The organism is Pseudomonas sp. DL (genome assembly GCF_047199225.1).
Lineage (GTDB): Bacteria > Pseudomonadota > Gammaproteobacteria > Pseudomonadales > Pseudomonadaceae > Pseudomonas > Pseudomonas aeruginosa.
Window position 1 is genome coordinate 5,612,522 of sequence record NZ_CP178323.1, and the last position, 25,925, is coordinate 5,638,446.

Below are 25,925 nucleotides of genomic sequence, written 5' to 3' on the forward strand. Positions count from 1 at the left end.
CTGGTCGCGCCGGAGGCTCAGCCCTTCTTCGTCCGCGACAGCGCGATGCACGCCACCACGATCAGCACGCCGCCGGCGATGGTCAGTGCGTCCGGCACCTCGCTCCAGAACAGCCAGCCCCAGCCGGCGTTGAAGACGATGCCGATATAGCGGGTCACCGCAACGATGGTCGCGCTCTCGTGACTGAAGGCGCGGGTTAGGAACACCTGGCCGAGTAGCGATACGACCCCGATGGCCAGCAGCAGCCCCCACTCGCGCAGCGTCGCCGGCACCACGAAGTCGTTCCACATCAGCGGGATGGCCACCAGGGTGGCCACCGCCAGGAAGTAGAAGACGATCTCGTAGGTATGGTGCCGCGCGCTCAGTTGGCGGATCGCCACCGAGGCACCGGCGGCGAACACCGCACTGAGCAAGCCGACCACGGCGTATACCGAGTAGCTGGAATAGCTGAACGGCTTGACGATCATCAGCGCGCCGAGCACCACCACCAGCAACAGCCAATAGACCGCCCGGGGAATCCGCTCGCCGAGGAACAGCGCGGAGAAGAGGATGACGAAGAACGGCGACATGTGCGCCAGGATGCTCGCGTCCGCCAGCGGGATATGGGCGATGGCGTAGAAATAGCAGACCAGGTACAGCGCCCCCATCACCCCGCGCACCAGCAGCATCGGCACGCCCTGGCGCGACAGGGCGACACCGGCCTGGCGCATCAGCAGATAGATCAGCAGGGTACCGATGGCGCTGCGGAAGAACACGATCTCGGCAGCCGGCAGGGTGGCGCTGGCTTCCTTGACCAGGGCGTTCATCACGCTGAAGGTGAAGGACGCCAGCACCGCCAGCAGCACCCCGCTCTTCAGCAGGTCGAGCACCATTGGCGATAGATGGCGTCCGCCGCCGGACGGCTGTCGATCGGATACAGGCTTGGATGGCACTGGCTCGCTCCTTGGCAATCGATGAATCGGGACACGGCGTTCTCGTAGCTCGCCAACAGGCTGCGCGCCTGCGGCATGGCCAGGTCGAAGTGGGCGGCCAGCGCGACGATCAGCGCCAGCTTGCGATAGTCCTCCAGCGGCACCCGCGGGAGCCGCCAGAGTCCGTCTTCGTCGCGACTGACGCGGCGGAACGGCACGGCGGAAAAGTCGAAGTGGCGACCCTGCTCGTCGGCCGGAGAGAACGGATCGACCAGCAACGCCGCGTAGCGCACGAACAGCAGGTATTCCTGGCGCTCGGCGCCGGCCTCGGCGAAGCCGTCGATGGCCGCGCGCGGCAGCATCGTCTCGTGCACCGGGTAGTTGTCGTCGTTGAGGAACCGCAGCAGGTTCAACGGCTCGGCGCCCATCCGCCGCAACAGTTCGCTCAGCTCGCACCACAGCCGCCGCATGGCGCCGATGGCCCCGGGGGTGATAGGTCCCTCCGGGTAGAGCTTGTACATGAAACCGGGTGGCCCCTGCTCGGAAAGTATCCGGGCGAGGGCGAACTCGCCGAGAAAGAACGGACTGTGCACGTAGGTGGTGACGTTGCGGCCCTCCGCCGCTTCCGGCGTCGCCAGGGGTACCACCTCCACCCCGCTGCCGGCCAGGACTCGCCGCCAGGTCTCCCGCGCCGGGCAGTCCGGCCGGCTGGAACCCAGGTAGACCCTGCGCTTGACCGCCTTGGTCAGGGCCCGCAGCGGTTGTGTCTCGTCGATCACCTTGGTCGCCGCGTAGTAGCTGGACAGGCTCAGCACGGTCGCCTGGCACCCCGCCGGCAGGGCGCTGCGCACCAGCAGGTTGGCGCCGATGAAGGCGGACACCAGCAGCAGCGTGCGCACCCCGCCGAGTCGCTCCCAGGGCAACCCGCGGACCACGTCCAGGTAACTGTCGCCCGGCACGCAGAGCACCAGGGTCTGCCAATCGTCGCGAAGCTCAGCGGGGTCCTGGTGGAAGACGTCCAGCGCGGCGTTGCCGGACAGCCAGCGATGCTGCCCCTGCCCTTCCAGCTGCAGGCAGGCGCCGCGCGCCAGGGCCTCGGCGATCCGCTGGCTGCGCCGGCCGGGATGGTTCAGCGCGCCGAGGCGACCGGCACCGTGGCGGCGCAGGTCCAGCGCGACCTGGATCGCCACCGCGCCCAGACCGACCAGCAGGACGTTGCCCAGGCTCTCATCAGCGGCATTCATCGACCGGCCTTCTCCAGGATCAGGGTGTCGTACAGCGGCTGGCTGACCCGCTCCGCGCAAACCCGCCAGCCCTCCAGTTCGGCCGGTTCCACCGGGTAGTTGAACAGTCCCTTGATGCCGCTGCCGTGACGCAGCAGGACCTTGGCGTCGGCGCGCATGACCTGGCGGATCTGCGCCAGCACCGCGCTTTTCTGCTGCACCAGCGAAGCGATCAGGAAATGCGTGGCATCGCGGGAAAACGCCAGTTCCGCCGGCGGCAGCGAGGAAAACTGCATGCGCGCCTCCAGCCCCTGGCAGCGGGCGATCTCGCGGGCACAGCCCAGGGCCTCCTCGTCGATGTCCAGGCAGCACAAATGTGCGCCGACCTCCCGCGCCAGCACCAGGGCCGAGGTCGGCAGGGCACCGGAGCCGACGAACAGGACCCGTGCATCGGCATCTATCCCGGCGCTGTCGAGTTCGCCGCGGATGGATTCCAGCAGGCTACCCAGGTAGCGGCCCATCTCGCCGGGTTCATGCAGCACGCCCTGGCAAAGGTGCTTCTCCAGTTCGCAGAGGGCCTGCACCGCCGCGTCGCGCAGGCGCAGGCCGAGCGCCTGCAACGCAGGATCGTCCGAATCGGCCTGCCACTGCGCCCGGCTGCAATCCTCCCCGATCAGTCCGCTCAGACGGTCGAGCTTGCGCCTGAGGATCTCGTAGCAGCCGCAACACTCGCGGGCATAGACGGTGAGCAGGCGAATCTCGCATTCCAGTTCGCGGAGGGTTTCCAGCAGCGGTGTGCGTCCTTGCATGGCATGGCTTCCTGGCGGCGGTAGAGGGCTCAGTAGTTCAGGGTCAGGCTCATGGTCAGGTTGCGCGGCTCGCCGGGGGCGACCCAGACGTTGTTATAGGAACGCTCGTAGTAGCGACGATCGAAGAGGTTGTTGACGTTCACCCCGAGGGTGGCATTGCTCGCCAGCGGATAGCGCGCGAGCAGGTCGACGGTGGTGTAGGCCGGCAGTTCGAAGCCGCTGTCGCTGCTGTCGCCGGCGCGCTCGCCGACATAGTTGACCGCCGCGCCGGCATCGGCGCCGTGCAGCCAGCCTTCGCGGAACTCGTAGACGCCCATCAGGCTGCCGCTGTGCTTCGGCACGTTGAGCAGGCGGCTGCCGCGAGCGATGTTCTCATCCTTGGTCACTTCGGCGTCGATATAGGCGTAGGCGCCGATCAGCCGCAACTGCTCGGTGAGCTGGCCGCTGAACTGCAGGTCGAAGCCCTGGCTGCGCGCCTCGCCGGCGGTCTGCTGGTAACCGGGATTGCTCGGGTCGGCGGTGAGCACGTTCTTCTTTTTCAGGTGGAACGCGGCGAGTGTCATGCCCAGCCGGCCATCGAGCAGGTCGAGCTTCACCCCCGCCTCGTAGCCGCGCCCCTCCTCCGGGTCGAAGGCCTTGCCGGCCATGTCGGTACCACCATTGGGCTTGAAGGATTTCGAGGCGTTGGCGAACAGGCCGACCTCCGGGGTCGCCTGGTACAGCACGCCGATGCGCGGGGTGGCGGCACGCTGGGTCTGCTGCGAGCTGGTGTCGCGGAAGCGGCCATTGTTCAGGCGCGTGGCGTTCATGTCCTGGCGGTAGCGGTCGAAGCGCACGCCGAGCAGGCCGCGCCATTTCTCGCTGAACTCGATCTGGTCCTGCAGGTTGAGGGCCATCGCGTCGACTTCCTCGTGGTTGCGGTCGTCGCGTCCGAAGGGTGGTTTCGGCTGGCCGTAGACCGGCCGGCGGATGTCGATGGCATAGGGGTTGCGCGACGGGATGCTACGCAGGATCAGTTCGTCGTTGTGGTAGCGCTCGTACTCGAGGCCCATCAGCAACTGGTGGCGAATCGAGCCGGTATGGAGGTCGCCGAGCAGGTCGAGCTGGGTGATGCTGTCGTGCCACTCGAAGTCGCGGTAGCGGTACTCCCGGCGCAGGCTGTAGCCGTCGGCGGCGAGGCTGGAGTTCTCCGAGGCGTAGCCGTCCAGGTGGCCATGCTTGTAGTGGCTGGCCAGGCGCAGGCTCCACTGCTCGTTGAAGTGATGGCGCAGGGTGGCCTGGAGGGTTTCGTTGTTGTTGTCGATCTTGCCGTCGTCCGGTTCGCCGAAGAACCGCGAGCGCGGCAGGCTGCCCAGGTGGTTGTGCGGCGCCACGGTGCCGCGGTCGAAGACCTGGCGGTTGCGCACCACCTCGGCTTCCACCAGCAACGAGGTGTCCGGGTCCAGTTGCCAGCTGAACGATGGCGCCACCAGCAGGCGCTGGCCGTCGGCGTAGTCGCGGAAGCCCTTGCTGTCCTCCACCGCCAGGTTCATCCGGTAGAGCAGGTCGCCCTCTTCGTCCAGCGGCGTGTTCAGGTCCAGGGTCGAGCGGTAGCGGTCCCAGCTGCCGGCGCTGGCATGCAAGCGGGCGAAGCGCTCGGCCTGGGGCTTCTTGGTCACCAGGTTCACCGTGCCGCCGGGATCGCCGCGCCCGTACAGGCTGGAGGCCGGTCCCTTGAGGATTTCCACGCGCTCGATGGTGGCGCTGTCCGGGGCGTTCATATAGCCGCGGTTGGCGCTGAAGCCGTCGCGGTAGAACTCCGAAGTGGTGAAGCCACGGACGTTGTACTCGAACATCGTCAGGCCGCCGAAGTTGTTCTGCCGCGAGACCCCGCCGGCGAAGTCCAGCGCCCGTTCGATACGAGCGCTGTCAAGGTCGTCGAGCACCTGGCGCGGCACCACGCTGATGGCTTGCGGGATGTCCTCGATACGGGTGTCGGTGCGCGTCGCGCTGGCCGACCGATTGGCCCGGTAGCCCTGCACCGGGCCCTCCGCGCGCTCCGCTTCGGCGGTGACAGTGAGGACCTCCAGCTCCGCGGGACTTTCCGTTTCCGCCCAGAGCGCCGGACTGCTGCAACCGAGGCCGACACCGAGGACAAGCGACACACTGACTCTCATGGGAAATCGCACCAGAAAAGAAATGATATACTATAACGCTACCAGTTCGATTCCGGCCTCGCAATACAATGCCCGGCTCTATCTCGCTTCTCGCCGCCAGGCTGTGATACTCATCCCTCTTTTCCGACGACCAGCCCAGCCATGCCCAACTCCGTCTCCAATTCCTCCCGCCTGCACAGCATCGACGCCCTGCGCGGCCTGGTGATGCTGTTCATGCTGCTCGACCATGTCCGCGAGACCTTTTTCCTGCACCGCCAGGTCGGCGACCCGATGGACGTCGCCAGCACCGAGCCGGCGCTGTTCCTCAGCCGCACCCTGGCGCACCTGTGCGCGCCGGTGTTCGTCTTCCTCACCGGCCTGTCGGCATTCCTCTACGGCGAGAAGCACCAGGGACGCCGGGCGGTCTCGGCGTTCCTGTTCAAGCGCGGGTTGTTCCTGGTGGCGCTGGAACTGACCCTGGTGAACTTCGCCTGGACCTTCCAGTTGCCGCCGACGGTGATCTACCTCCAGGTGATCTGGGCGATCGGCCTGAGCATGCTCGCCCTGGCCGCCCTGCTCTGGTTGCCGCGCCCTCTGCTCGCGGCGCTCGGCGTGCTGCTGGTGGCCGGCCACAACCTGCTCGATCCGCTGCATTTCGCTCCCGGCTCGGCCTGGCATCTGCCGTGGGCGGTGCTCCACGACCGTGGCTGGATCGAAGCGGGCGACGCCCTGCGCCTGCGCACCTCCTACCCCCTGCTGCCGTGGATCGGTGTGATCGCCCTGGGCTATGCCGCAGGCAACTGGTTCAGCGGCGCCACGCCGGCAACCACGCGCCGACGCTACCTCCTGGCGGGCGGTGGCGGGCTGCTGCTCGGCTTCATCCTGCTGCGCCTGCTCAACGGCTATGGCGAGAAACCCTGGGCCTTCGGCGAGACGCCGGCGATCACCCTGATGGGCTTCTTCAACGTCACCAAGTATCCGCCGTCGCTGCTGTTCCTCGCCCTCACCCTGGGAATCGGCCTGCTGCTCCTGGCCTGGTTCGAACGCCTGGACTGGAGCGGTCGCGGCAAGGCCCTGGTGGCGTTCGGCGGAGCGCCGATGTTCTTCTACCTGCTGCATCTCTACCTACTGAAGCTGCTGTACCTGCTGGCGCTGGCGATCTGGGGCGCCAACCGGGGCGACTACTTCGGTTTCTCCTCGGTGCCGGCGCTATGGCTGTGCAGCATCCTGCTGGCCGTGGCGCTGTACCCGGCGGTGCACTGGTTCGCCGGTTTCAAGGCGCGGCGGCGGGATATCGCCTGGTTGAAATACTTCTGAGGCGCGGAGCATCCAGGAGCCGCTGGAAACGTCCGGCCCTTCCCCCCCACGGGTAGGACGAATGCTGCGAAGCGTTATCCGCCGGACACAGCAGGCAACCACGCCGACGTCCACCGCCGGCAGGGAAGTAGAAATGAAGGGTTGCGCGGAACTCCCAGACAACGGAAACGAAACGGCCGGCGGGCGCCTCGCGCCCGCCGGCCATTGCCTGGTTCGCTTCCCGTCGCCGACGGGCTAGCCAGTCAGGACAGGTACGCCGAGCGGGTCAGCCCCAGGCGCAGCGCATCCAGGTACTGGTTGCGCTCGCGGGCGGTGAGCTTGGCCCCGGCGACCTTGTCGCGGTAGAGGGTCATCAGTTCCTCCGGCGACAGGTGCACGTAGCGCAGCATGTCCTCGATGGTGTCGTGGGTCTCGATGCCGGCGTGATAGATGCCGCCGTCTGCGCGCTGGTAGACGTTCACCGAGTCGGTGTCGCCGAACAGGTTGTGCATGTCGCCGAGGATCTCCTGGTAGGCGCCGACCAGGAATACCCCGATCAGGTAGTCCTCGCCCTCCTTCACCTCGTGCACCGGCAGGCTGGTCTCGATGCTCTGCTCGTCGACGTACTGGGTGATCTTGCCGTCGGAGTCGCAGGTCAGGTCCTGCAGTACCGCGCGCCGATCCGGCTCCTCGCCCAGGCGGTGCAGCGGCAGGATCGGCAGCACCTGGCCGATGGCCCAGGTATCCGGCAGGCTCTGGAACACCGAGAAGTTGCAGATGTACTTGTCGGCGAGCTTGTCGTTGAGTTCGTCGAGGACCTGCCGGTGGGAGCGCTGGCGGGCCTTGAGCTGGTTGTGCAGGCGCCGGCAGATAGCGAAGTAGCACTGCTCGGCGAGGGCTTTCTGCGCCAGGCTGATCTTGCCGTCGGCATACTGCGCGGCGGCGTCGCCGATGTAGTGGGTGGCGCGCCAGTAGGTCTCGGTGACCATCTCGGCATCGGTCGGGCCGAGCAGTTCGGCCAGCCAGCGGACGATCTCCGGCTGCTCGTCGAGATCGACGATCTTCGGCACGTCGTCGTTGTGCCGCTCGACGTCGGTGACCTGGGTGATCAGCACCGCATGGTGCGCGGTCAGCGCCCGGCCGCTCTCCGAGAAGATGTGCGGATGCGGCAGGCCCTGGGCGTCGCAGAACTCCTTGAGCATGCCGACCACCACGCCGGCATAGTCATCGATGTCGTAGTTGATCGAGCTGGCGTTGCGCGAATGGGTGCCGTCGTAGTCGACGCCGAGGCCGCCGCCAACGTCGATGTGATCCACCGGCAGGCCGAGCGCGCGCAGCTCGCCGTAGTAGCGGATGGCTTCCTTGAAGCCGTGCTGGTAGTCGGCCAGGTTGGCGATCTGCGAGCCCATGTGGAAATGCAGCAGGCGCACGCCCTGGTCGAGACCGGCCTGGCGGAAGCGCTCGACCACCGACAGCAGCTGGGCGGCGGAAAGGCCGAACTTGGCCTTCTCGCCACCGGTGTCTGCCCACTTCGACGAAGCCAGCGAGGACAGCCGCACGCGCAGGCCGACCTGGGGCTGCACGCCGACGTTGGCGGCCTCCTCGATCACCAGCTGCACCTCGGATTCCTTCTCGATCACGATGAACACGTTGTGCCCGAGCTTCTGCCCCATCAGCGCCAGCTTGATGAACTCGCGGTCCTTGTAGCCGTTGCAGACGATGGTGCCGCCCTTCGGGGCCAGCGCCAGCACCGCCATGAGTTCCGGCTTGGAGCCTGCCTCCAGGCCGATGGAGACGTTCTCGGTGGCGATGATGTTCTCCACCACCGCTTCCTGCTGGTTGACCTTGATCGGATACAGCGCGGTATAGCGGCTCTGGTATTCGAGGCGCTCGATGTTCGCGTCGAAGGCGCCGGTGAGCTTGCGCACGCGGTCCTGCAGGATATCCGGGAAGCGCACCAGCAGCGGCAGGCTCAGGCCCGCCTCGCGCAGCTGGCCGACCAGCTCGTAGAGATCGATGGGCGTCGAGTCGGCACCCTGCGGACGCACTTCGACATTGCCGCCATCGTTGATGGCGAAATAACCCGCACCCCAGTGGCGGATGCCGTATACGCCGCGGCTGTCGGCCACGGTCCAGTTGCTGCCATCGTCTTTGCGAGTCCGTCGAGCGGCCATGCGCGGTGATCTCCTCAATGTTCGGGGTCGGGCGGGCGCCGGGATCTCCGGATGGCCCTGGGCCGGCACGCCTGTGGTGGAGGCTAGCCGGAGGATGTGACGTTGCCGTGTTGACCGCCACACTGGGCGGTAGTTTAGGAAAGCCGAGGAAATCCGCTCATGCGGGTATCCGCAGTCTCCCATCTAGGGAAAGGGCTGGCGCGGCCTCGCGGTGCCGGACCTGCCCGCTCTCTGCAGGGGAGAACGCGGTCAGCCGCCGGACTTCTTCGCCTTGAAACCGCGCTTGAGGAGTTCGTCGATCAGCAGTTCGACATGCTCGCCCTGGATCTCCACCACGCCGTCCTTGAGACTGCCGCCGGTGCCGCAGCGCCGCTTCAGCGCGCTGGCCAGCTCCTTGAGCGCATCGCCGGCGAGCGGCAGGCCACTGATGGTGGTCACCGTCTTGCCGCCGCGGCCCTTGGTCTCGCGGCGCACGCGCGCGATCCCGTCGCCGACAGGCGCTACGGCCTGCCCGCAGATGCAGGCGTCTTTGGGTTGCTGGCAGTCCGGGCAATGCCGGCCGCCATCCGTGGAATACACCAGCCCGCCGAGGGCGGACAGGGACGAAGCTTTTTTGACCACCGGGCGTTTCCCCCAGAATGGCCTCGACGGGCCAGGTCAACAACGATGGCCGGCGGGAGCCGACCGCGACGCCCCACTCAGGCAGGGGCTGCGCAGGGGCGGCATGGGGACCGCCCGAAAAGGTCGCGCAATTTAGCAGCATTGCGAGCAAATGCTAAGAGCGAAAATGCGCCATTGATCGGTGAAATGGCGACATCCGCGGCTCAGGCGTCCAGGTACAGGCGCAACGCCTGCAGGGAATCGGGGCAGTATGGCAAGCTGCGAGCCTCCTCCAGCGCCAGTTCGGGACGGATGAAGCGGGCCTCGGAGATTTCCTCCGCCTGCAGGCGCAAGGGCGCATCGGAGACGGCGGAAAACACCGCGCACCAGAGCCGGTTGCCCGGTTCGTCGAAGAAGAAGCGACCATGTTCGCGCAGGACCGCGTCGCGGATTCCCAGCTCTTCCTCCAGTTCGCGGGCGGCGGAGTCGGCGTAGGGCTCGCCGGCCTGGACCATGCCGCCGGCGGCGAGGTCCCAGTACCCGGGATAGACCGCCTTGCTCAGGGTCCGGCGCTGCACGCACAGCTCGCCGGCGGAGTTGAACAGCAGGATGAAGGTGCCGCGACCGATCAGCCCGCGCTCGCGCAGCTCCGCGCGCGGCAGGCTACCGAGCGGGCGGTCCTGCTCGTCGACCCAGGCGATGAGTTCGGCGTCGGAGGCGGCCCGGTGGGCCACCTCTTCGGCGCTGATCGGCGCGGCCATGGGTCAGCCCTGGGAAAGCAGCTGGCGCAGGTCGATCACCGCGGCGTTGGCGCGGGAAATGTAGTTGGCCATCACCAGCGAGTGGTTGGCCAGGATGCCGTAGCCGCTGCCGTTCAGCACCATCGGGCTCCACAACGGCTCCTGCGCGGCCTCCAGTTCGCGGATGATCTGCCGCACGCTGACCGTGGCGTTCTTCTTCGCCAGCACGTCGGCGAAGTCGACCTCGATGGCGCGCAGCAGGTGCGACAGCGCCCAGGCCTGGCCCCGGGCCTCGTAGAAGACGTTGTCGATCTGCAGCCAGGGGGTTTCCTGGACCACTTCCTCGACCTTGGGCGCCTCGCCCGGCTGTACCTCTTCGGGGTTCTTGATGTTGGTGTTCAGCTTGACCCGGCCGACGCTCGCCGACAGGCGCTGGGACAGCGAGCCCAGGCGGGTGGCGACGTCGCCCAGCCAGTTGTTCAGGTTGTCGGCGCGGGCATAGAACTGCGCGTTGGGCTGGTTCGGGTCGGACAGACGGGCCAGGTAGCGATCCAGCGACTTGATGCCTTCCTGGTACTCCGACTCGGACGCCGGCAGCGCCCAGCTCTTGTTGTCGAAGTTGAAACGCGGCTCGGCGCGAGCCAGGTCGGCGTCCTCGGTGGACTGCGACTGCGAACGGGCGAAATCCTTGCGCAGCGCCCGGCTGATGTCGCGCACCTGGACCAGCACGCCATACTCCCAGCTGGGCATGTTGTCCATCCAGATGCCCGGCGGGAAGATGTCGTTGGAGATGTAGCCGCCCGGCTTGGTCAGCAGGGTATCGACTACTTCCTTGAGGGTCTCCACCGTGGTGTAGCCGGTGACCATCTGCCGCCCGGCGCGCTCGGCGGCGGCCTGGGCGTCCTGCTGCACGGGGAACAGGTCGGGTTCCTGGCTCCAGTACCAGCCAACCAGCATCGCCACCAGCAGGTAGATGCCCAGCAGGCCTCCCACCACGCGCACCAGCCAGGGGCCGCCGAAGTAGGTACGCACATCATCCACGGAATTGTCCACGCGATCGCGCATGGTCCCACGACGCTTCTTCCAGTCCAGCATGGCAAGGGTCCTTAAAACAGCTCGATAGATGGGGGATTGGACCATGGCGAACGCGTTCCGTGCCAAGCGCCAACCCTTCCAGGACGCCGAAAACCTCGGCATCGTCGGCTTTCAGCGTAGTGGAAGCCGGTTTTGTGCCGGAATGCTCAGTGAGAATTTTCCGAAACAGGCATAAGCATGCCGTAGTCCGTCGCACAAAGGCACCCACCAACAGGTGGGGATGACATTTGGAAAAGAAAAGGCTCCTCTCGTCAGCCGCCCAACGGCCGCTGGCTTTCATGGCGATAGATGATAGCATAGAGCCATCATTCGCGGCGACGCTCTGCCGCGAAGACCACGAAAGAAGCGCGTCATGATGACCGAGCACGATGACCCGACCCTGGACCGCCTGAAGCACCACTTCGCCCAGCGAGTGATCAACCAGGCGCGCCAGGTTCTGGAGGTCTGGCAACGCCTGACCCGCGCGGAGTGGAACAGCGACGGCATGGAAGAACTGGCCGACGCCACCCTGCGCCTGCAGCGCTACGCCGAACGCTTCGAGCAAGCCGAGCATGCCCAGTTGGCCGGTGCCATCGACCGTACCCTGGACGTCGTCGAGGCCAACCGCGGCCGGCTTTCCAGCGAGTCGATCAGCGAACTCAACCAGTTGATGCAGCGCCTGTCGCGCACCGGCCTGCGGCATGGCGACCAGCTCGAGCACACCGTCCTGCCGCCGTTGCGCAAACCGGTCTACCTGGCACTGAAGGACCGCGAACGCGCCGAGCGCCTGGCCCAGCAACTGGAGTTCTTCGGTCTGCAGGCGCTGAGCTGCGAGACCGCCGACGCCTTCCGCGCCAGCATGCGCGAACGCTACCCGGCGGCGATCGTCATGGAAGTCGACTTCGCCGGCCCCGACATGGGCCTGCGACTGGCCAGCGAGGCCCAGGCCGGCCTCGAACACAAGCTGCCGGTGCTGTTCTTCAGCGACAGCGAGACCGACACACCGACCCGCCTGGCCGCGGCCCGCGCCGGCGGCCAGGAATTCTTCACCGGCACCCTGGACGCCTCCAGCGTGCTGGAAAAGATCGAGACCCTCAGCCGCCTGAGCTTCTACGAGCCCTACCGGGTACTGATCGTCGACGACTCCCGGGCCCAGGCGCTGCACACCGAGATGGTCCTCAACAGCGCCGGGATCATCACCCGCGCACTCACCGAGCCACTGTCGGTGATGGCCGAGCTGAGCGACTTCCAGCCCGACCTGATCATCCTCGACATGTACATGCCCGAATGCCTGGGCACCGAATTGGCCAAGGTGATCCGCCAGCACGAGCGCCACGTCAGCGTGCCGATCATCTACCTGTCCGCCGAGGACGACCTGGACAAGCAGCTGGACGCCATGAGCGAAGGCGGCGACGACTTCCTCACCAAGCCGATCCGCCCGCGCCACCTGATCGCCACCGTGCGCACCCGCGCCAGCCGCGCGCGCAGCCTGAAGGCGCGGATGGTGCGCGACAGCCTGACCGGCCTGTACAACCACACCCATACCCTGCAACTGCTCGAGGACGCCCGTCTGCGCGCACGTCGCGATGGCCGTCCGCTGAGCTTCGCGATGCTCGACATCGACCACTTCAAGCAGGTCAACGACCGTTTCGGCCACCCCATGGGCGACCGGGTGATCAAGGGCCTGGCGCTGTTCCTCAAGCAACGCCTGCGCAAGACCGACCACATCGGCCGCTATGGCGGCGAAGAGTTCGCCGTGGTCCTTCCGGACACCGACCTGGACGCCGCGCGCCTGGTGCTCGACGAGATTCGCCAGCGCTTCGCCGAGATCCACTACCCGGCGCAACCGACCGACCTGCGCTGCACCTTCAGTTGCGGCATCGCCGAGCTGACCCCGGACCTCGATATCAAGAGCATGGCCAAGCAGGCCGACGAAGCGCTGTACCGGGCCAAGCACGGCGGGCGCAACCGGATCGAAGTATATCGTCCCGACGCTCGATAATGGCCTTTTGTCATCAGCCGGTAACCGAACGGAAATAACCTGCGATCTCGCCGTTCCGTAGTCGGACGAGACTCGCCATGCGCCTCAAGCAACTCACCAACCTCAACACCCTGCTCCTGCTCACCGTCTGCCTCGCCCTGGGAATCACCCTGTGGTGGTCGCAACGCGCCATGGAGCGGCCCTTCCAGTTGCTCGACCAGTACCTGGAGCTGTCGCAGCGCTTCGACGAACAGGTCGCGCGCAACATCCGCCAGTACCTCGGCAGCGGCGACGCCGTGCGCCAGCAGGCCGCGCTGCAAGCCCTGGAAAGCCTCGCCGAGGCCTTGCCGGAGCTACCGCCGGACCTCGCCCGGACCCTCGCGCCAAGCCTCGCGGAGTTGCGCGAATTCAGCGCCGGCGACCTGCTCGCCGCCGGCAAGCTCGCCGGCGACCCGCAGGGCCTGCTGCTACAGGCCGAGCGCGACCTCACCGGCAACCTGGAACAATGGTCCGCCTACCTGGACGCCGCGGCGGGGCAGCCCCAGGCCGGCGCCTACCGCACCCCGCTGCTGCTCGCCAGCCTGCACCTGACCCGCCTCAGCCTGGCCCGCGCCAAGCTGGTGGAAAGCGCCAACCCGGCCCTGGCCGGCGACGTCGAGCGCGAATTGGCCAACCTGCGCGAGCAGGCCGGGCGGATCGAGGCCTTGCCGCTGCTCGGCGTGCTCGACGAGCAACGCTCGGCCAGCGACGACTTCGCCGCCATGATGGGGCTGGCCGGCGACGCCGAGGCTGGCGCCGGCAATGCCGAAGACCGCGGCGTGGCGCTGCGGCGCGAACTCGCCAGCCTGCTGCAACGCTATCCGGACGAGTTACGCCGCACCCGCGACCTGATCGAGCGTCGCCAGCAACTGTCCGCCGACACCGGCGCCAGACTGGACGCGGTGCGCCAGGCCCTGGCCACCCTGGAACCGCAGGTGCGCGGCGAACGCCAGCGCCTGCAAGGCCAGGTACGCCTGATCCAGGGTGGGATGATCGCCCTGATCCTGCTCATCGCCCTCGCCATCGACAGCCTGCAAAGACGCCTGGCGCGGGTCCTCGGGCAACTGGTGCCGGCGCTCTCGGCCTGGGCCGACGGCGACTTCTCGCGCCCCATATCCCTGCGTACCCGCACCGAGGACCTGCGCAACCTGGAAGATTCGCTGAACCGCCTGCGCAGCTTCCTCGCCGAGCTGGTCGGCGCGATCCACCGCCGCGCCGAACAGGTCGCCGGCAGCAGCCAGACCCTGGCCGAGGTCAGCAGCGGCCTGCACGCCGGGGTCGAGCGCCAGGCCGGCGATACCGGGCAGATCCGCGACGCCCTCGGCGACATGGAAGCGGCGATCCAGCAGGTCGCCGGAGACGCCAGCCAGACCGCCGACGCCAGTCGCAGCGCAGGCCAGGCAGTGGAGCATGGCCAGCGGGTGATCGGCGAGAGCCTGGGCGGCCTGCGCGAGCTGGTCGACGAGGTGCAAGGCAACGCCCAGTCGATCGAGCGCCTGGCCGAGGAGTCGGCGACCATCGGCAGCGTGCTGACGGTGATCCGCTCGATCGCCGAACAGACCAACCTGCTCGCCCTCAATGCCGCCATCGAGGCCGCCCGCGCCGGCGACCAAGGCCGCGGCTTCGCCGTGGTCGCCGAGGAAGTCCGCTCGCTGGCCCAGCGCACCGCCGGCGCCACCGAGGAGATCCAGCAGCTCATCGGCCGCCTGCAACAGGCCGCGCGGCAATCGGTGGAGGCCATGCGCAGCCAGGTCGAGCATGCCGAACGCACCGCCGAACAGGCCGGCGCGGCGGAAGGCGCGCTGGACGAAGTGGTCGCCGCGATCCATACCATCGGCGTGATGGCCGAACGCATCGCCGAAGGCTCGACCCAGCAGAGCCAGGCGGTCGGCGAGATTCGCTCGCACAGCGAACGCATCCACGCCCTGGGCGGGGAAAACCTGCGGCTGATCGGCCATAGCCGCGAACAGGGCGAGCAACTGCGGCAACTGGGCGGCGACCTGCGCACCACGGTGCAGGCCTTCCGCCTGTGACCCTGCGGCGACGTGCCGCAAGGCGCCAGAGGAACCGTCTGGCTTCGGACCGGTCGGATACCGCTCAGCGGAACCGGGGCAGGACCTGATCAGCCGCACGGGGCTCGATCGGGCCCGGCTTTCCGCTATCATTCCGGCTTTTGATCCGACGAGATATCCATGCGCCGCCTGCTGACCCTGATCCTCCTGCTGGTCGCCCTGCCCGCCGGCGCGGGCCTGTTCGACAGCCGTCCCGGCGCCTCCCTCGGCGGCGGCCTCGATGGCGGCGGCTTCCTCAAGGTCGACCAGGCGTTCAAGCCCAGCGTCGAGCGCAGCGACGCGCAGCACGTGCTGCTGCGCTTCGTCAACGCCGAGGGCTACTACCTCTACCGCCACCGCTTCCAGTTCAAGGTCGAGCCAGCCCAGGTCAGCCTCGGCCAGGTGCAGCTGCCGGCGGGCAAGCAGCACCACGATGAGTACTTCGGCGATACCGAGGTCTACTACAACATCGTCGACCTGAAGATTCCCCTGAACAACCCGGCCCGGCAGCCCTATACCCTCGTGGTGACGTACCAGGGCTGCGCCGACAAGGGCCTCTGCTACCCCCCGGAAACCAGGCGCTTCGACATCGACGGCGGTGCCGCGACGCCAGCCGCGAGCGACGCGGCCGGCAAGGGCCCGCTCGAGCACAAGGGCAAGCGCAGCCTGCTGTTCTTCTTCCTCGCCGGCCTGACCCTGACCTTCACCCCCTGCGTGCTGCCGATGCTGCCGATCCTCTCCGGAGTGGTCCTGCGCGGCCGGCCGGGCGGTGGTCGCGGCTTCGTCCTGTCGCTCGCCTACGTGCTGCCGATGGCGCTCTGCTTCGCCCTGCTCGGCGCGCTGATGGGCATGTTCGGCGCCAGCCTCAATCTCCAGGCGCAATTGCAGTCGCCCTGGGTACTGGTGCCATTCGCGGCGTTCTTCGCGCTGTTCGCCGTGGCCATGTTCGGCTTCTTCGAGCTGCGCCTGCCCGGCTTCATCCGCGAACCGCTCGACCGCCTGGCCGGCGATGCGCGCGGCGGCTCGATCCTCGGCGCGGCCACCCTCGGCGTGCTTTCCAGCCTGCTGGTCTCGCCCTGCGTCTCCGCCCCGCTGGCCGCCTCGCTGCTCTATATCAGCGCCAGCGGCGATGCCTGGGGGGGCGGCCTGCAACTGTTCGCCCTCGGCCTGGGCATGGGTACGCCGCTGGTGGTGTTCGGCGCCGGCGGCGGCGCCCTGCTGCCCAAGAGTGGAGCCTGGATGAACGGCGTGCGCAACGCCTTCGGCGTGCTGTTGCTGGCGGTCGCCGTGTGGCTGCTGGAGCGGGTGGTGTCCGGCCCGGTGGCGCTGATGCTCTGGGGCATGCTCGCCGGCGGCGCCGGCCTGGCCCTGGGCGCCCTCGAATTCACCCCGAAGAGCGCCGCACGCCGCCTGCTGCAACTGCTTGGCCTGATGTTCCTGACCTACGCGGTGGCCGCCTGGATCGGCGCCCTGCAGGGCGAGTCGGACCCGATCCATCCGCTGGGCCGCTCGGTGCCGTCGATCCATGCCGGGCCGCCGAGCACGCCCGGCGAATGGCAGAACCTGACCACCCCGGCGCAGTTGGACGCCGCCCTGGCCGAGGCACGTCAGGCCGGCAAGCCGGTGCTGCTGGACTGGTATGCGGACTGGTGCATCAGTTGCAAGGTCATCGAGCGCCAGGTTCTCACCGATCCCACGGTGCAGGCACGACTGCCGGCCTACCGCCTGCTGCGCTTCGACATCACCGAAAGCAACCCGGCCCAGCGCGGCCTGCTGGACCGCTACAACCTGTTCGGTCCGCCGGCGATCCTGTTCTTCGCCCCGGGCGGTGACGAATGGAGCGACTTGCGCGTCATCGGAGAGATCGACGCCGCCGGGCTCGCCGAACGACTGCGCCGGGCCGCTACCCGGCAGTGACATGCGCTGACATACTTCTGCCGCAATTGCCGGTCAACATGCGGCGATCTACTGCAATCTAACAGTGACTGGACAGTCATACGGAAATTCCGGCATAGTGCCCGCTTGCCGTTTGCAGCCTGTACAGGACAATCAACAAGACAATGGCGACCCTCCTCGTATTGCACGGGCCGAATCTGAACCTGCTGGGCACCCGCGAGCCCGGCACCTACGGTTCGACCACCCTCGGGCAGATCAACCAGGACCTCGAGCGCCGCGCCCGCGAAGCCGGCCACCACCTGCTGCATCTGCAAAGCAACGCCGAATACGAACTGATCGACCGGATCCATGCCGCGCGCGACGAAGGCGTGGACTTCATCATCATCAATCCGGCGGCATTCACCCATACCAGCGTCGCGTTACGTGACGCGCTGCTTGCGGTGAGCATCCCATTCATCGAAGTGCACCTGTCGAACGTGCACAAACGTGAACCTTTCCGGCATCACTCCTACTTCTCCGACGTGGCGGTAGGGGTGATCTGCGGTCTCGGCGCCACAGGCTACCGCCTGGCCCTGGAATCCGCCCTTGAACAACTTCAACGCCCCTGACCTCACTGGGAGTGCTAGCGCTAATGGACATTCGTAAAGTCAAGAAACTGATCGAGCTGCTGGAAGAGTCCGGTATCGACGAACTGGAAATCCGCGAAGGCGAAGAGTCGGTACGCATCAGCCGCCACAGCAAGACCGCCGCCCAGCCGGTGTACGCACAGGCTCCGGCCTTCGCCGCTCCGGTCGCCGCGCCGGCGCCGGCAGCCGCCGCTCCGGCCGCCGCTGCCGCGGAAAGCGCCCCGGCCGCGCCGAAGCTGAACGGCAACGTGGTTCGCTCGCCGATGGTCGGCACCTTCTACCGCGCCGCCTCGCCGACCTCGGCCAACTTCGTCGAAGTCGGCCAGAGCGTGAAGAAAGGCGACATCCTGTGCATCGTCGAAGCCATGAAGATGATGAACCACATCGAAGCCGAAGTTAGCGGCACCATCGAGTCGATCCTGGTGGAGAACGGCCAGCCGGTTGAGTTCGACCAGCCGCTGTTCACCATCGTCTAAGCCGCGGGGAACCTGCGATGTTGGAAAAAGTGCTGATCGCCAACCGCGGCGAAATCGCCTTGCGCATCCTTCGCGCATGCAAGGAGCTGGGGATCAAGACGGTGGCGGTACACTCCACCGCCGACCGCGAGTTGATGCACCTGTCGCTCGCCGACGAATCGGTGTGCATCGGTCCGGCCCCGGCCACCCAGTCGTACCTGCAGATCCCGGCGATCATCGCCGCGGCCGAGGTCACCGGCGCCACCGCGATCCACCCCGGCTACGGCTTCCTCGCCGAGAACGCCGACTTCGCCGAGCAGATCGAACGCTCCGGCTTCACCTTCGTCGGCCCGACCGCCGAGGTGATCCGCCTGATGGGCGACAAGGTCTCGGCCAAGGACGCCATGAAGCGCGCCGGCGTCCCCACCGTGCCGGGCTCCGACGGCCCGCTGCCGGAAGATGAAGAAACCGCCCTGGCGATCGCCCGCGAGGTCGGCTACCCGGTGATCATCAAGGCCGCCGGCGGCGGCGGCGGGCGCGGCATGCGCGTGGTCTACGACGAATCCGAGCTGATCAAGTCGGCCAAGCTGACCCGCACCGAGGCCGGCGCGGCGTTCGGCAACCCGATGGTCTACCTGGAGAAGTTCCTGACCAACCCGCGCCACGTGGAAGTCCAGGTGCTTTCCGACGGCCAGGGCAACGCCATCCACCTCGGCGACCGCGACTGCTCCCTGCAGCGCCGCCACCAGAAGGTGATCGAAGAGGCGCCGGCCCCCGGCATCGACGAGAAGGCCCGTCAGGAAGTCTTCGCCCGCTGCGTCCAGGCCTGCATCGAGATTGGCTACCGCGGCGCCGGCACCTTCGAGTTCCTCTACGAGAACGGCCGCTTCTACTTCATCGAGATGAACACTCGCGTGCAGGTGGAGCACCCGGTATCTGAGATGGTCACCGGTGTCGACATCGTCAAGGAGATGCTGCGCATCGCCTCCGGCGAGAAGCTCTCGATCCGCCAGGAGGACGTGGTCATCCGCGGCCATGCGCTGGAGTGCCGGATCAACGCCGAAGACCCGAAGACCTTCATGCCCAGCCCGGGCAAGGTCAAGCACTTCCACGCCCCCGGCGGCAACGGCGTGCGCGTCGACTCGCACCTCTACAGCGGCTACAGCGTGCCGCCGAACTACGACTCGCTGGTCGGCAAGGTCATCACCTACGGTGCCGACCGCGACGAGGCGCTGGCGCGGATGCGCAATGCCCTGGACGAGTTGATCGTCGACGGTATCAAGACCAATACCGAACTGCACAAGGACCTGGTGCGCGACGCCGCCTTCTGCAAGGGCGGGGTGAACATCCATTACCTGGAGAAGAAACTGGGTATGGACAAGCACTGATCCGTCAGTCGCTGCGCACAAGGGCTGCCTCCGGGCGGCCCTTGTCGTTTCCGCCTGCCGGCCGCCCCAACGGTGCTATCCTCGTCGCCCCTCCACCACCGGACTCCTGCATGGAACGCATCCGCCGCTGGTACCGCCAATCGCTGGCCGCCGCGACCGAGGCCGCGACCTGCTTCGCCCTGGGTTTCAGGGAAAGCCTGCAACCCGCCGCACTCTTCCGCTCCGCGAGCCTGTGCATTCTCGTCAGCGTGCTGTGCACCTGGCTGTTCGTGCATTTCTTCGAACCGATCATCCGCCTCTGCGGCTGGGCCGCGCTGTACACGGCATTCAGCGTGGCCAACTTCGCCCTGATCCCCAGCGGCTCGCTGATCGAGGCCGGCAGCGGTGGCCCGTACTTCGATCCGCTGGCGGCCTTCAACGGCCTGGCGGGACTGGCGCAACTGGCGTTCTATTTCGTCGGCTATGCCGCGCTGTTCTTCGTCGCCCTGTACGCCGCCAGCATCGTCTTCGGCATCCGCCTGGGCCTGCGCATCGGCCTGCTCGGACAACTGAAGGAACAGGTCCGCCAACGCTACCCGCGACTGGCACCTGCCTCCGGCGAAAGGATCTCGCTGTGGCGTGCCGCCGGCTTCCGCCTGGCACCCTGGCTGGGCGTTTCCGGATCGATCCTGGTCGGCCTGCTGGTTCCGCTCTACAACGGTGTACTCCTGCTGCTGGCGCTGGCCTACCTGAACATCCGCTTCCTGCTGCCCGCCACGCTGGCCGGGCTGGCCGATGCCGGCGAGCAGCTCGCCGTGCTTCGTGCTCGCCGCGGCAGCCTGTTGCTGTTCGGCCTGCTGATACTGCTCCTGGCGCTGGTGCCGCTGCTCAACCTGCTGCTGCCGGCGGTGCTCGGCGGCGGTACCTGCCACCTGGCCAATCGCGGCCTGGCGCAACTGCGCGGCGAGGCCACGGCAGAGAGTGGCAGCGCCGGCTAGCCTCAAGTAAGCTTGCGCGGTGGAAAACGGGTCGTCCCTGGGCGGCCCGTTTCGTTTACAGCCGCAACAGAGGTCGCCCCATGCCCTGGTTACAAGTTCGCCTGGCCATCACCCCGGAACAGGCCGAAACCTACGAAGACGCCCTGCTCGAAGTCGGCGCCGTCTCCGTGACCTTCATGGACGCCGAAGACCAGCCGATCTTCGAGCCGGACCTCGGCACCACCCCGCTGTGGTCGCGCACCCACCTGCTGGCGCTGTTCGAAGCGGACACCGATGAGACCGCCCTGCTCGCCCACCTCGCCTTGCTTACCGGCGGCGACCTGCCCGAGCACCATGTCGAGGAAATCGCCGACCAGGATTGGGAACGCAGCTGGATGGACAACTTCCAGCCGATGCGTTTCGGCCGCCGCCTGTGGATCGTGCCGAGCTGGCACGCCGCCCCCGAGCCGGACGCGGTCAACCTGCTGCTCGATCCGGGCCTGGCCTTCGGCACCGGCACCCACCCGACCACCGCGCTGTGCCTGGAATGGCTCGACGGCCAGGAACTGGCCGGCCGGCAGGTGCTCGACTTCGGCTGCGGCTCGGGAATCCTCGCCATCGCCGCGCTGCTGCTCGGCGCCGAACGGGCGGTCGGCACCGACATCGATCCACAGGCCCTGGAAGCCTCGCGCGACAATGCCTCGCGCAACGGTATCGAGCCCGCGCGGTTCCCTGTCTACCTGCCGGCGGACCTGCCGCAGCGACAGGCCGACGTGCTGGTCGCCAATATCCTCGCCGGCCCGCTGGTTTCCCTCGCCCCGCAACTGACCGGCCTGGTACGTCCCGGCGGCCTGCTGGCGTTGTCCGGCATCCTCGCCGAGCAGGCCGCGGAGGTCCGCGCGGCCTACTCCGCACACTTCGATCTCGACCCGACCGCCGAGCGCGAAGGCTGGATCCGCATCAGCGGCCGCCGCCGCGCCGATTGATGGCGCGCTGCCAGCCACCACTGATCCCGCCCCACTGCCTTCGTGCAAGAAGCTTGGGGTAGACTAGCCGCCGGATTTTCCCTACGGATCGCCGCATGAGCGAAAGCGTCATCACCCAATGTCCCCATTGCAGCACCAGTTTCCGCGTCAACGACGCGCAACTGGGCGCCGCCAATGGCGCGGTCCGCTGCGGCACCTGCCTGAAAGTCTTCAACGCCCTGCAACACCAGGTCGGTGGCGCGCCGCGCGCGAACGCTCCTTCGGCAGCCGAAGCGAAGCCGGCCGCCGCTCCGCCACCCGCGCCCAGCGTCGCGGCCGCCACCTCGGCCGCGCCCCCGGCAGCGCGCCCGCGCGACGAAACCCTGTGGATCCATGACGACCTCGACCTGGACAGCCTCAACCTCGACGAGGAACTGGCCAAGCTCGACGAATTCGAGCTGAACCAGGAATTCTCCAGCATCGAGAAGGCCCCGCGACCGGCGGAAAGCCTGCTGGCGCGCCGCGACGACGAACGCGATCCACATGACGAACGCTGGGCCGAGGCGCTGATCGCCGATGCCGAACCGGCCCAGCCGGCGCGCGGCAATCCGCGCCAGGAACCGAGCCTCGGCGAACCGCTGGCGGAAGAGCGGGTATCCTTCGTGCCGCTGCGCCGCGCCGAGGATCCGCCGGAACTTCGCCTCAGCCTCGATGACGACGATGACGACGAGCCCAGCCTCGGCAAGCGCCGCCACGGCCTGAGCGCCCTGGATGAAGACGACGAGGAAAGCGCCGAGGAACAGTCCGTCGCGCCCCTGGGCAGCGCCCGCAAACCGGACGAGGCGCCGGTCGAGAGTCTCGACCAGTTGCGCGACGAGCCGCTGCAACTGGCCTGGGAGAAGCCCCGGCGCCAATGGCCGCGGCGTCTCGGCTGGCTGCTGCTGATCCTGCTGGCGCTGGGCGGTCTCGCCGCTCAGTACATCGCCTACCATTTCGACGAACTGGCGCGCCAGGACGCCTATCGCCCCTGGTTCGCCCAGCTCTGCCCGGAAATCGGCTGCACCCTTCCCTCCAAGGTCGACGTGGAGCAGATCAGGAGCAGCAACCTGGTGGTCCGCAGCCATCCCGAATTCAGCGGCGCGCTGGTGGTCGACGCGATCATCTACAACCGCGCCAGCTTCTCGCAGCCGTTCCCGCTGCTGGAACTGCGCTTCGCCGACCTCAACGGCCACCTCATCGCCAATCGCCGCTTCAAGCCCGGCGAGTACCTCGGCGGCGAGCTGGCCGGACGAACGGAAATGCCACCGCAGGTACCGATCCACGTGTCGCTGGACATCCTCGACCCGGGTCCGAAGGCGGTGAACTACAGCCTGAGCTTCCATTCCCCGGAGTGACCGGAAAGACCTCGCCGGTCGCCGCCGGGCCGCTACGCCCACCCGCTCGCGCGGAGCGCCAGGCGCAAGTGCCGCTCGTCTTCCAACTGTAAGAACTAAGGAATCGGCTGTTCAGAATTTATCCAAAACAGCCTTTATCCGGTCATCCAGAGCGGGTATCATGCCCTCCCTTTTTTCGCAGCACCGCAAGACAGGGAAGCCCCATGTCGGTGGTACGCATCGGCCCATATACACTGCCCAACAGACTGATCCTCGCGCCGATGGCCGGGGTGACCGATCGTCCGTTCCGTCAGCTTTGCCGTCGCCTTGGCGCCGGGATGGTGGTATCGGAGATGGTGACCAGCGACGTCCGCCTGTGGAACAGCCGCAAGTCGCGCCTGCGCCTGATCCACGATGGCGAGGACGAGCCGCGCTCGGTGCAGATCGCCGGTGGCGATCCGGCCATGCTGGCCGAGGCCGCGCAGCGCAATGTGGAACTCGGTGCGCAGATCATCGACATCAACATGGGCTGCCCGGCGAAGAAGGTATGCAACAAGGCAGCGGGGTCCGCCCTGCTGCGGGACGAGGCGCTGGTCGCCGAGATCCTCGATGCCGTGGTCAGGGCGGTCGACGTACCGGTCACCCTGAAGATCCGGACTGGCTGGGACCGGGACAACCGTAACGGCGTCACCGTCGCGAAGCTCGCCGAACAGGCGGGGATCCAGGCTCTTGCGGTGCATGGCCGGACCCGCGCCGACCTGTACACCGGGGAGGCGGAGTACGAGACCATCGCGGCGATCAAGCAGGCCGTGTCGATACCGGTGTTCGCCAATGGCGACATCGATTCGCCGGAAAAGGCCAGGAAAGTCATCGAGCAGACCGGGGTGGATGCCCTGCTGATCGGTCGGGCCGCCCAGGGAAGACCGTGGATTTTCCGCGAGATCGACCATTACCTGCGGACCGGCGAGCACCTGCCGGCGGCGCCGCTTCCCGAAGTGCAGAGCATCCTGCTCGAACACCTCGCGGAGCTGCACCTTTTTTATGGGGAAGAAATGGGTGTGCGGATCGCCCGCAAGCATGTGGGGTGGTATCTCGCGACTCTGCCGGGCGCAAGGGAATTCCGCGCCCAGTTCAATCGTTTGCAGGACACGGATGCGCAGTGCGCCAGCGTCAGGCAGTTCTTCGCCGAGCGCCAGAACAACGGAACAGGGGTGGCCGCATGACAACGATGACGACCGAGACTTTAGTGAGTGGAACAACGCCCGTGAGCGACAACGCCAACCTGAAACAGCACCTCACCACGCCGACGCAAGAAGGGCAGACCCTGCGCGACAGCGTGGAGAAGGCATTGCACAACTACTTCGCCCACCTCGAAGGGCAGCCGGTCACGGACGTTTACAACATGGTGCTCTGCGAAGTCGAAGCGCCGCTGCTGGAAACCGTCATGAACCACGTCAAGGGGAACCAGACCAAGGCCTCCGAGCTACTCGGCCTGAACCGCGGGACCCTGCGCAAGAAACTCAAGCAATACGATCTTCTTTAAGAGCGGCGGCGGGCTCCGGCCAAGGGCGCGCGTCCCGGCCGGCACCCGCGGCCGGAAGCCAGCCCTCAGGACCCTTGCAATGACCGACCAAACCACCCGCCTGCCCATCCGCCGCGCGCTGATCAGCGTTTCCGACAAGACCGGCGTCGTCGACTTCGCCCGTGAGCTGGTCGCCCTCGGCGTGGAAATCCTTTCCACCGGCGGCACCTACAAGCTGCTCCGGGACAACGGCATCTCTGCCGTGGAAGTGGCCGACTACACCGGCTTCCCGGAAATGATGGACGGTCGGGTGAAGACCCTGCACCCGAAGGTGCATGGCGGTATCCTCGGTCGCCGCGACCTGGACGGCGCGGTCATGGAGCAGCACGGCATCAAGCCGATCGACCTGGTGGCGGTCAACCTGTATCCCTTCGAGGCCACGGTGGCCAGGCCCGACTGCGACCTGCCTACCGCCATCGAGAACATCGATATCGGCGGGCCGACCATGGTCCGTTCGGCGGCGAAGAACCACAAGGATGTCGCCATCGTGGTCAATGCCGGCGACTACGCCGCCGTGATCGAATCCCTCAAGGCCGGCGGCCTGACCTACGCCCAGCGTTTCGACCTGGCCCTCAAGGCGTTCGAGCACACCTCCGCCTACGACGGCATGATCGCCAACTACCTGGGTACCATCGACCAGACCCGCGATACCCTAGGCACCGCCGACCGCGGCGCCTTCCCGCGCACCTTCAACAGTCAGTTCGTCAAGGCCCAGGAAATGCGCTACGGCGAGAACCCGCACCAGAGCGCGGCGTTCTACGTCGAGGCGAAGAAAGGCGAGGCCAGCGTCTCCACCGCCATCCAGTTGCAGGGCAAGGAACTGTCGTTCAACAACGTCGCCGACACCGACGCCGCCCTGGAATGCGTGAAGAGCTTCCTCAAGCCGGCCTGCGTGATCGTCAAGCATGCCAACCCCTGCGGCGTCGCCGTGGTGCCGGAAGACGAAGGCGGCATCCGCAAGGCCTACGACCTGGCCTACGCCACCGATAGCGAATCGGCGTTCGGCGGCATCATCGCCTTCAACCGCGAGCTGGACGGCGAAACCGCCAAGGCCATCGTCGAGCGCCAGTTCGTCGAGGTGATCATCGCGCCGAAGATTTCCGCCGCCGCCCGCGAGGTGGTCGCCGCCAAGGCCAACGTACGCCTGCTCGAATGCGGCGAATGGCCAGCCGAGCGCGCCCCGGGCTGGGACTTCAAGCGGGTCAACGGCGGCCTGCTGGTACAGAGCCGCGACATCGGCATGATCAAGGCCGAGGACCTGAAGATCGTCACTCGCCGCGCGCCCACCGAGCAGGAGATCCACGACCTGATCTTCGCCTGGAAGGTGGCCAAGTTCGTCAAGTCCAACGCCATCGTCTACGCCAGGAACCGCCAGACCGTCGGCGTCGGCGCCGGCCAGATGAGCCGGGTCAACTCCGCACGGATCGCCGCGATCAAGGCCGAGCACGCTGGCCTGGAAGTGAAAGGCGCGGTGATGGCTTCCGACGCCTTCTTCCCGTTCCGCGACGGCATCGACAACGCGGCCAAGGCCGGCATCACCGCGGTGATCCAGCCGGGCGGCTCGATGCGCGACAACGAAGTGATCGCGGCGGCCGACGAGGCGGATATCGCGATGGTGTTCACTGGCATGCGCCATTTCCGCCATTGAGTA

20 protein-coding genes and 1 pseudogene are annotated in these 25,925 nt (G+C 67.2%); 13 read left to right on the forward strand and 8 right to left on the reverse strand.

What is annotated here, in order from left to right; all coding sequences use genetic code 11:
• Window positions 1-17: 17 nt before the first annotated feature.
• Genes cntI through cntO form a run of 4 tightly spaced genes read right to left on the reverse strand, consistent with a single transcriptional unit; the run spans window position 18 to window position 5,099 of the window.
• Entirely contained in the window at window positions 18-872 is an 855-nt protein-coding gene (gene cntI, locus ACI766_RS26280; RefSeq protein WP_003104336.1) for a pseudopaline transport inner membrane protein CntI, read from the reverse strand.
• A complete protein-coding gene (cntM, locus tag ACI766_RS26285) occupies window positions 854-2,155 on the reverse strand; it encodes a pseudopaline biosynthesis dehydrogenase CntM (RefSeq protein ID WP_003104337.1) in 1,302 nt (433 codons plus the stop codon). Before cntM ends, cntI begins: the two co-directional genes overlap by 19 nt.
• Window positions 2,152-2,943 (reverse strand): pseudopaline biosynthesis protein CntL, encoded by a 792-nt coding sequence (gene cntL, locus ACI766_RS26290; protein ID WP_003104339.1) that lies wholly within the window; start codon window positions 2,941-2,943, stop codon window positions 2,152-2,154. The genes cntM and cntL overlap by 4 nt, the downstream gene beginning before the upstream one ends.
• Before the next feature lie 29 nt (window positions 2,944-2,972).
• Window positions 2,973-5,099, reverse strand: coding sequence for a pseudopaline transport outer membrane protein CntO (gene cntO / locus ACI766_RS26295; RefSeq protein ID WP_016253948.1), 2,127 nt, complete (start codon window positions 5,097-5,099; stop codon window positions 2,973-2,975).
• 141 nt (window positions 5,100-5,240) lie between these two features.
• Here cntO and ACI766_RS26300 point away from each other — a divergent pair, with 141 nt between their 5' ends.
• Complete coding sequence (locus tag ACI766_RS26300) at window positions 5,241-6,395, forward strand: DUF1624 domain-containing protein (protein WP_004347775.1); 1,155 nt, start codon at window positions 5,241-5,243, stop codon at window positions 6,393-6,395.
• A gap of 242 nt (window positions 6,396-6,637) precedes the next feature.
• On the opposite strand, the gene speA is transcribed toward ACI766_RS26300, so the two are convergent.
• From speA to ACI766_RS26320, 4 genes are all read right to left on the reverse strand, one after another.
• Window positions 6,638-8,548 (reverse strand): arginine decarboxylase, encoded by a 1,911-nt coding sequence (speA, locus tag ACI766_RS26305; RefSeq protein ID WP_003095365.1) that lies wholly within the window; start codon window positions 8,546-8,548, stop codon window positions 6,638-6,640.
• A gap of 249 nt (window positions 8,549-8,797) precedes the next feature.
• Window positions 8,798-9,169 (reverse strand): translation initiation factor Sui1, encoded by a 372-nt coding sequence (locus ACI766_RS26310; RefSeq protein ID WP_003106225.1) that lies wholly within the window; start codon window positions 9,167-9,169, stop codon window positions 8,798-8,800.
• Window positions 9,170-9,372: 203 nt separating this feature from the next.
• Window positions 9,373-9,909 (reverse strand): NUDIX hydrolase, encoded by a 537-nt coding sequence (locus ACI766_RS26315; protein WP_003095369.1) that lies wholly within the window; start codon window positions 9,907-9,909, stop codon window positions 9,373-9,375.
• Window positions 9,910-9,912: 3 nt separating this feature from the next.
• Window positions 9,913-10,983, reverse strand: coding sequence for a DUF2333 family protein (locus ACI766_RS26320; RefSeq protein WP_003106226.1), 1,071 nt, complete (start codon window positions 10,981-10,983; stop codon window positions 9,913-9,915).
• Window positions 10,984-11,335: 352 nt separating this feature from the next.
• Between ACI766_RS26320 and gcbA the strand changes: the two genes are divergently transcribed.
• The 12 genes and pseudogenes from gcbA (at window position 11,336) to purH (ending at window position 25,922) form a co-directional block, all read left to right on the forward strand.
• The gene (gcbA, locus tag ACI766_RS26325; RefSeq protein WP_003106227.1) at window positions 11,336-12,964 is read left to right on the forward strand and encodes a diguanylate cyclase GcbA; all 1,629 of its coding nucleotides are present in this window, start codon (window positions 11,336-11,338) and stop codon (window positions 12,962-12,964) included.
• A 1,535-nt stretch (window positions 12,965-14,499) separates the two neighbouring features.
• Window positions 14,500-15,015 (forward strand): annotated as a pseudogene (gene ctpL, locus ACI766_RS26330) (methyl-accepting chemotaxis protein CtpL); the annotation flags it as partial.
• A 159-nt stretch (window positions 15,016-15,174) separates the two neighbouring features.
• Window positions 15,175-16,950, forward strand: coding sequence for a protein-disulfide reductase DsbD (locus ACI766_RS26335; protein ID WP_003106232.1), 1,776 nt, complete (start codon window positions 15,175-15,177; stop codon window positions 16,948-16,950).
• Window positions 16,951-17,093: 143 nt separating this feature from the next.
• Window positions 17,094-17,537, forward strand: a complete 444-nt coding sequence (gene aroQ, locus ACI766_RS26340; RefSeq protein ID WP_003095385.1) for a type II 3-dehydroquinate dehydratase — start codon at window positions 17,094-17,096, stop codon at window positions 17,535-17,537.
• Window positions 17,538-17,560: 23 nt separating this feature from the next.
• Window positions 17,561-18,031, forward strand: coding sequence for an acetyl-CoA carboxylase biotin carboxyl carrier protein (gene accB / locus ACI766_RS26345; protein ID WP_003110495.1), 471 nt, complete (start codon window positions 17,561-17,563; stop codon window positions 18,029-18,031).
• A 17-nt stretch (window positions 18,032-18,048) separates the two neighbouring features.
• Window positions 18,049-19,398 carry an acetyl-CoA carboxylase biotin carboxylase subunit gene (gene accC, locus ACI766_RS26350; protein WP_003095391.1) on the forward strand — a complete coding sequence of 450 codons (1,350 nt, stop codon included), beginning with the start codon at window positions 18,049-18,051 and terminating at the stop codon, window positions 19,396-19,398.
• Between the two features lie 110 nt (window positions 19,399-19,508).
• Window positions 19,509-20,375 (forward strand): EI24 domain-containing protein, encoded by an 867-nt coding sequence (locus ACI766_RS26355; protein WP_003112326.1) that lies wholly within the window; start codon window positions 19,509-19,511, stop codon window positions 20,373-20,375.
• 80 nt (window positions 20,376-20,455) lie between these two features.
• On the forward strand, window positions 20,456-21,340 hold the full coding sequence (gene prmA, locus ACI766_RS26360) for a 50S ribosomal protein L11 methyltransferase (protein WP_003107506.1): 885 nt from the start codon (window positions 20,456-20,458) through the stop codon (window positions 21,338-21,340).
• A gap of 95 nt (window positions 21,341-21,435) precedes the next feature.
• Entirely contained in the window at window positions 21,436-22,713 is a 1,278-nt protein-coding gene (locus tag ACI766_RS26365; protein WP_003161322.1) for a DUF3426 domain-containing protein, read from the forward strand.
• A 203-nt stretch (window positions 22,714-22,916) separates the two neighbouring features.
• Window positions 22,917-23,915, forward strand: coding sequence for a tRNA dihydrouridine synthase DusB (gene dusB / locus ACI766_RS26370; protein ID WP_003095402.1), 999 nt, complete (start codon window positions 22,917-22,919; stop codon window positions 23,913-23,915).
• Complete coding sequence (gene fis, locus ACI766_RS26375; RefSeq protein ID WP_003121116.1) at window positions 23,912-24,235, forward strand: DNA-binding transcriptional regulator Fis; 324 nt, start codon at window positions 23,912-23,914, stop codon at window positions 24,233-24,235. Before dusB ends, fis begins: the two co-directional genes overlap by 4 nt.
• Window positions 24,236-24,314: 79 nt before the next feature.
• Window positions 24,315-25,922, forward strand: coding sequence for a bifunctional phosphoribosylaminoimidazolecarboxamide formyltransferase/IMP cyclohydrolase (purH, locus tag ACI766_RS26380; RefSeq protein ID WP_003105151.1), 1,608 nt, complete (start codon window positions 24,315-24,317; stop codon window positions 25,920-25,922).
• The last annotated feature ends 3 nt before the right edge of the window (window positions 25,923-25,925 follow it).

Coding starts and splice junctions, on each gene's coding strand:
- fis (WP_003121116.1), top strand. CDS start 23,912: ATGACAACGATGACGACCGAGACTTTAGTGAGTGGAACAACGCCCGTG.
- accB (WP_003110495.1), top strand. CDS start 17,561: ATGGACATTCGTAAAGTCAAGAAACTGATCGAGCTGCTGGAAGAGTCC.
- ACI766_RS26300 (WP_004347775.1), top strand. CDS start 5,241: ATGCCCAACTCCGTCTCCAATTCCTCCCGCCTGCACAGCATCGACGCC.
- cntI (WP_003104336.1), bottom strand. CDS start 872: ATGGTGCTCGACCTGCTGAAGAGCGGGGTGCTGCTGGCGGTGCTGGCG.
- purH (WP_003105151.1), top strand. CDS start 24,315: ATGACCGACCAAACCACCCGCCTGCCCATCCGCCGCGCGCTGATCAGC.
- dusB (WP_003095402.1), top strand. CDS start 22,917: ATGTCGGTGGTACGCATCGGCCCATATACACTGCCCAACAGACTGATC.
- speA (WP_003095365.1), bottom strand. CDS start 8,548: ATGGCCGCTCGACGGACTCGCAAAGACGATGGCAGCAACTGGACCGTG.
- aroQ (WP_003095385.1), top strand. CDS start 17,094: ATGGCGACCCTCCTCGTATTGCACGGGCCGAATCTGAACCTGCTGGGC.
- ACI766_RS26365 (WP_003161322.1), top strand. CDS start 21,436: ATGAGCGAAAGCGTCATCACCCAATGTCCCCATTGCAGCACCAGTTTC.
- ACI766_RS26355 (WP_003112326.1), top strand. CDS start 19,509: ATGGAACGCATCCGCCGCTGGTACCGCCAATCGCTGGCCGCCGCGACC.
- cntM (WP_003104337.1), bottom strand. CDS start 2,155: ATGAATGCCGCTGATGAGAGCCTGGGCAACGTCCTGCTGGTCGGTCTG.
- accC (WP_003095391.1), top strand. CDS start 18,049: ATGTTGGAAAAAGTGCTGATCGCCAACCGCGGCGAAATCGCCTTGCGC.
- ACI766_RS26315 (WP_003095369.1), bottom strand. CDS start 9,909: ATGGCCGCGCCGATCAGCGCCGAAGAGGTGGCCCACCGGGCCGCCTCC.
- cntO (WP_016253948.1), bottom strand. CDS start 5,099: ATGAGAGTCAGTGTGTCGCTTGTCCTCGGTGTCGGCCTCGGTTGCAGC.
- cntL (WP_003104339.1), bottom strand. CDS start 2,943: ATGCAAGGACGCACACCGCTGCTGGAAACCCTCCGCGAACTGGAATGC.
- prmA (WP_003107506.1), top strand. CDS start 20,456: ATGCCCTGGTTACAAGTTCGCCTGGCCATCACCCCGGAACAGGCCGAA.
- ACI766_RS26320 (WP_003106226.1), bottom strand. CDS start 10,983: ATGCTGGACTGGAAGAAGCGTCGTGGGACCATGCGCGATCGCGTGGAC.
- ACI766_RS26335 (WP_003106232.1), top strand. CDS start 15,175: ATGCGCCGCCTGCTGACCCTGATCCTCCTGCTGGTCGCCCTGCCCGCC.
- gcbA (WP_003106227.1), top strand. CDS start 11,336: ATGATGACCGAGCACGATGACCCGACCCTGGACCGCCTGAAGCACCAC.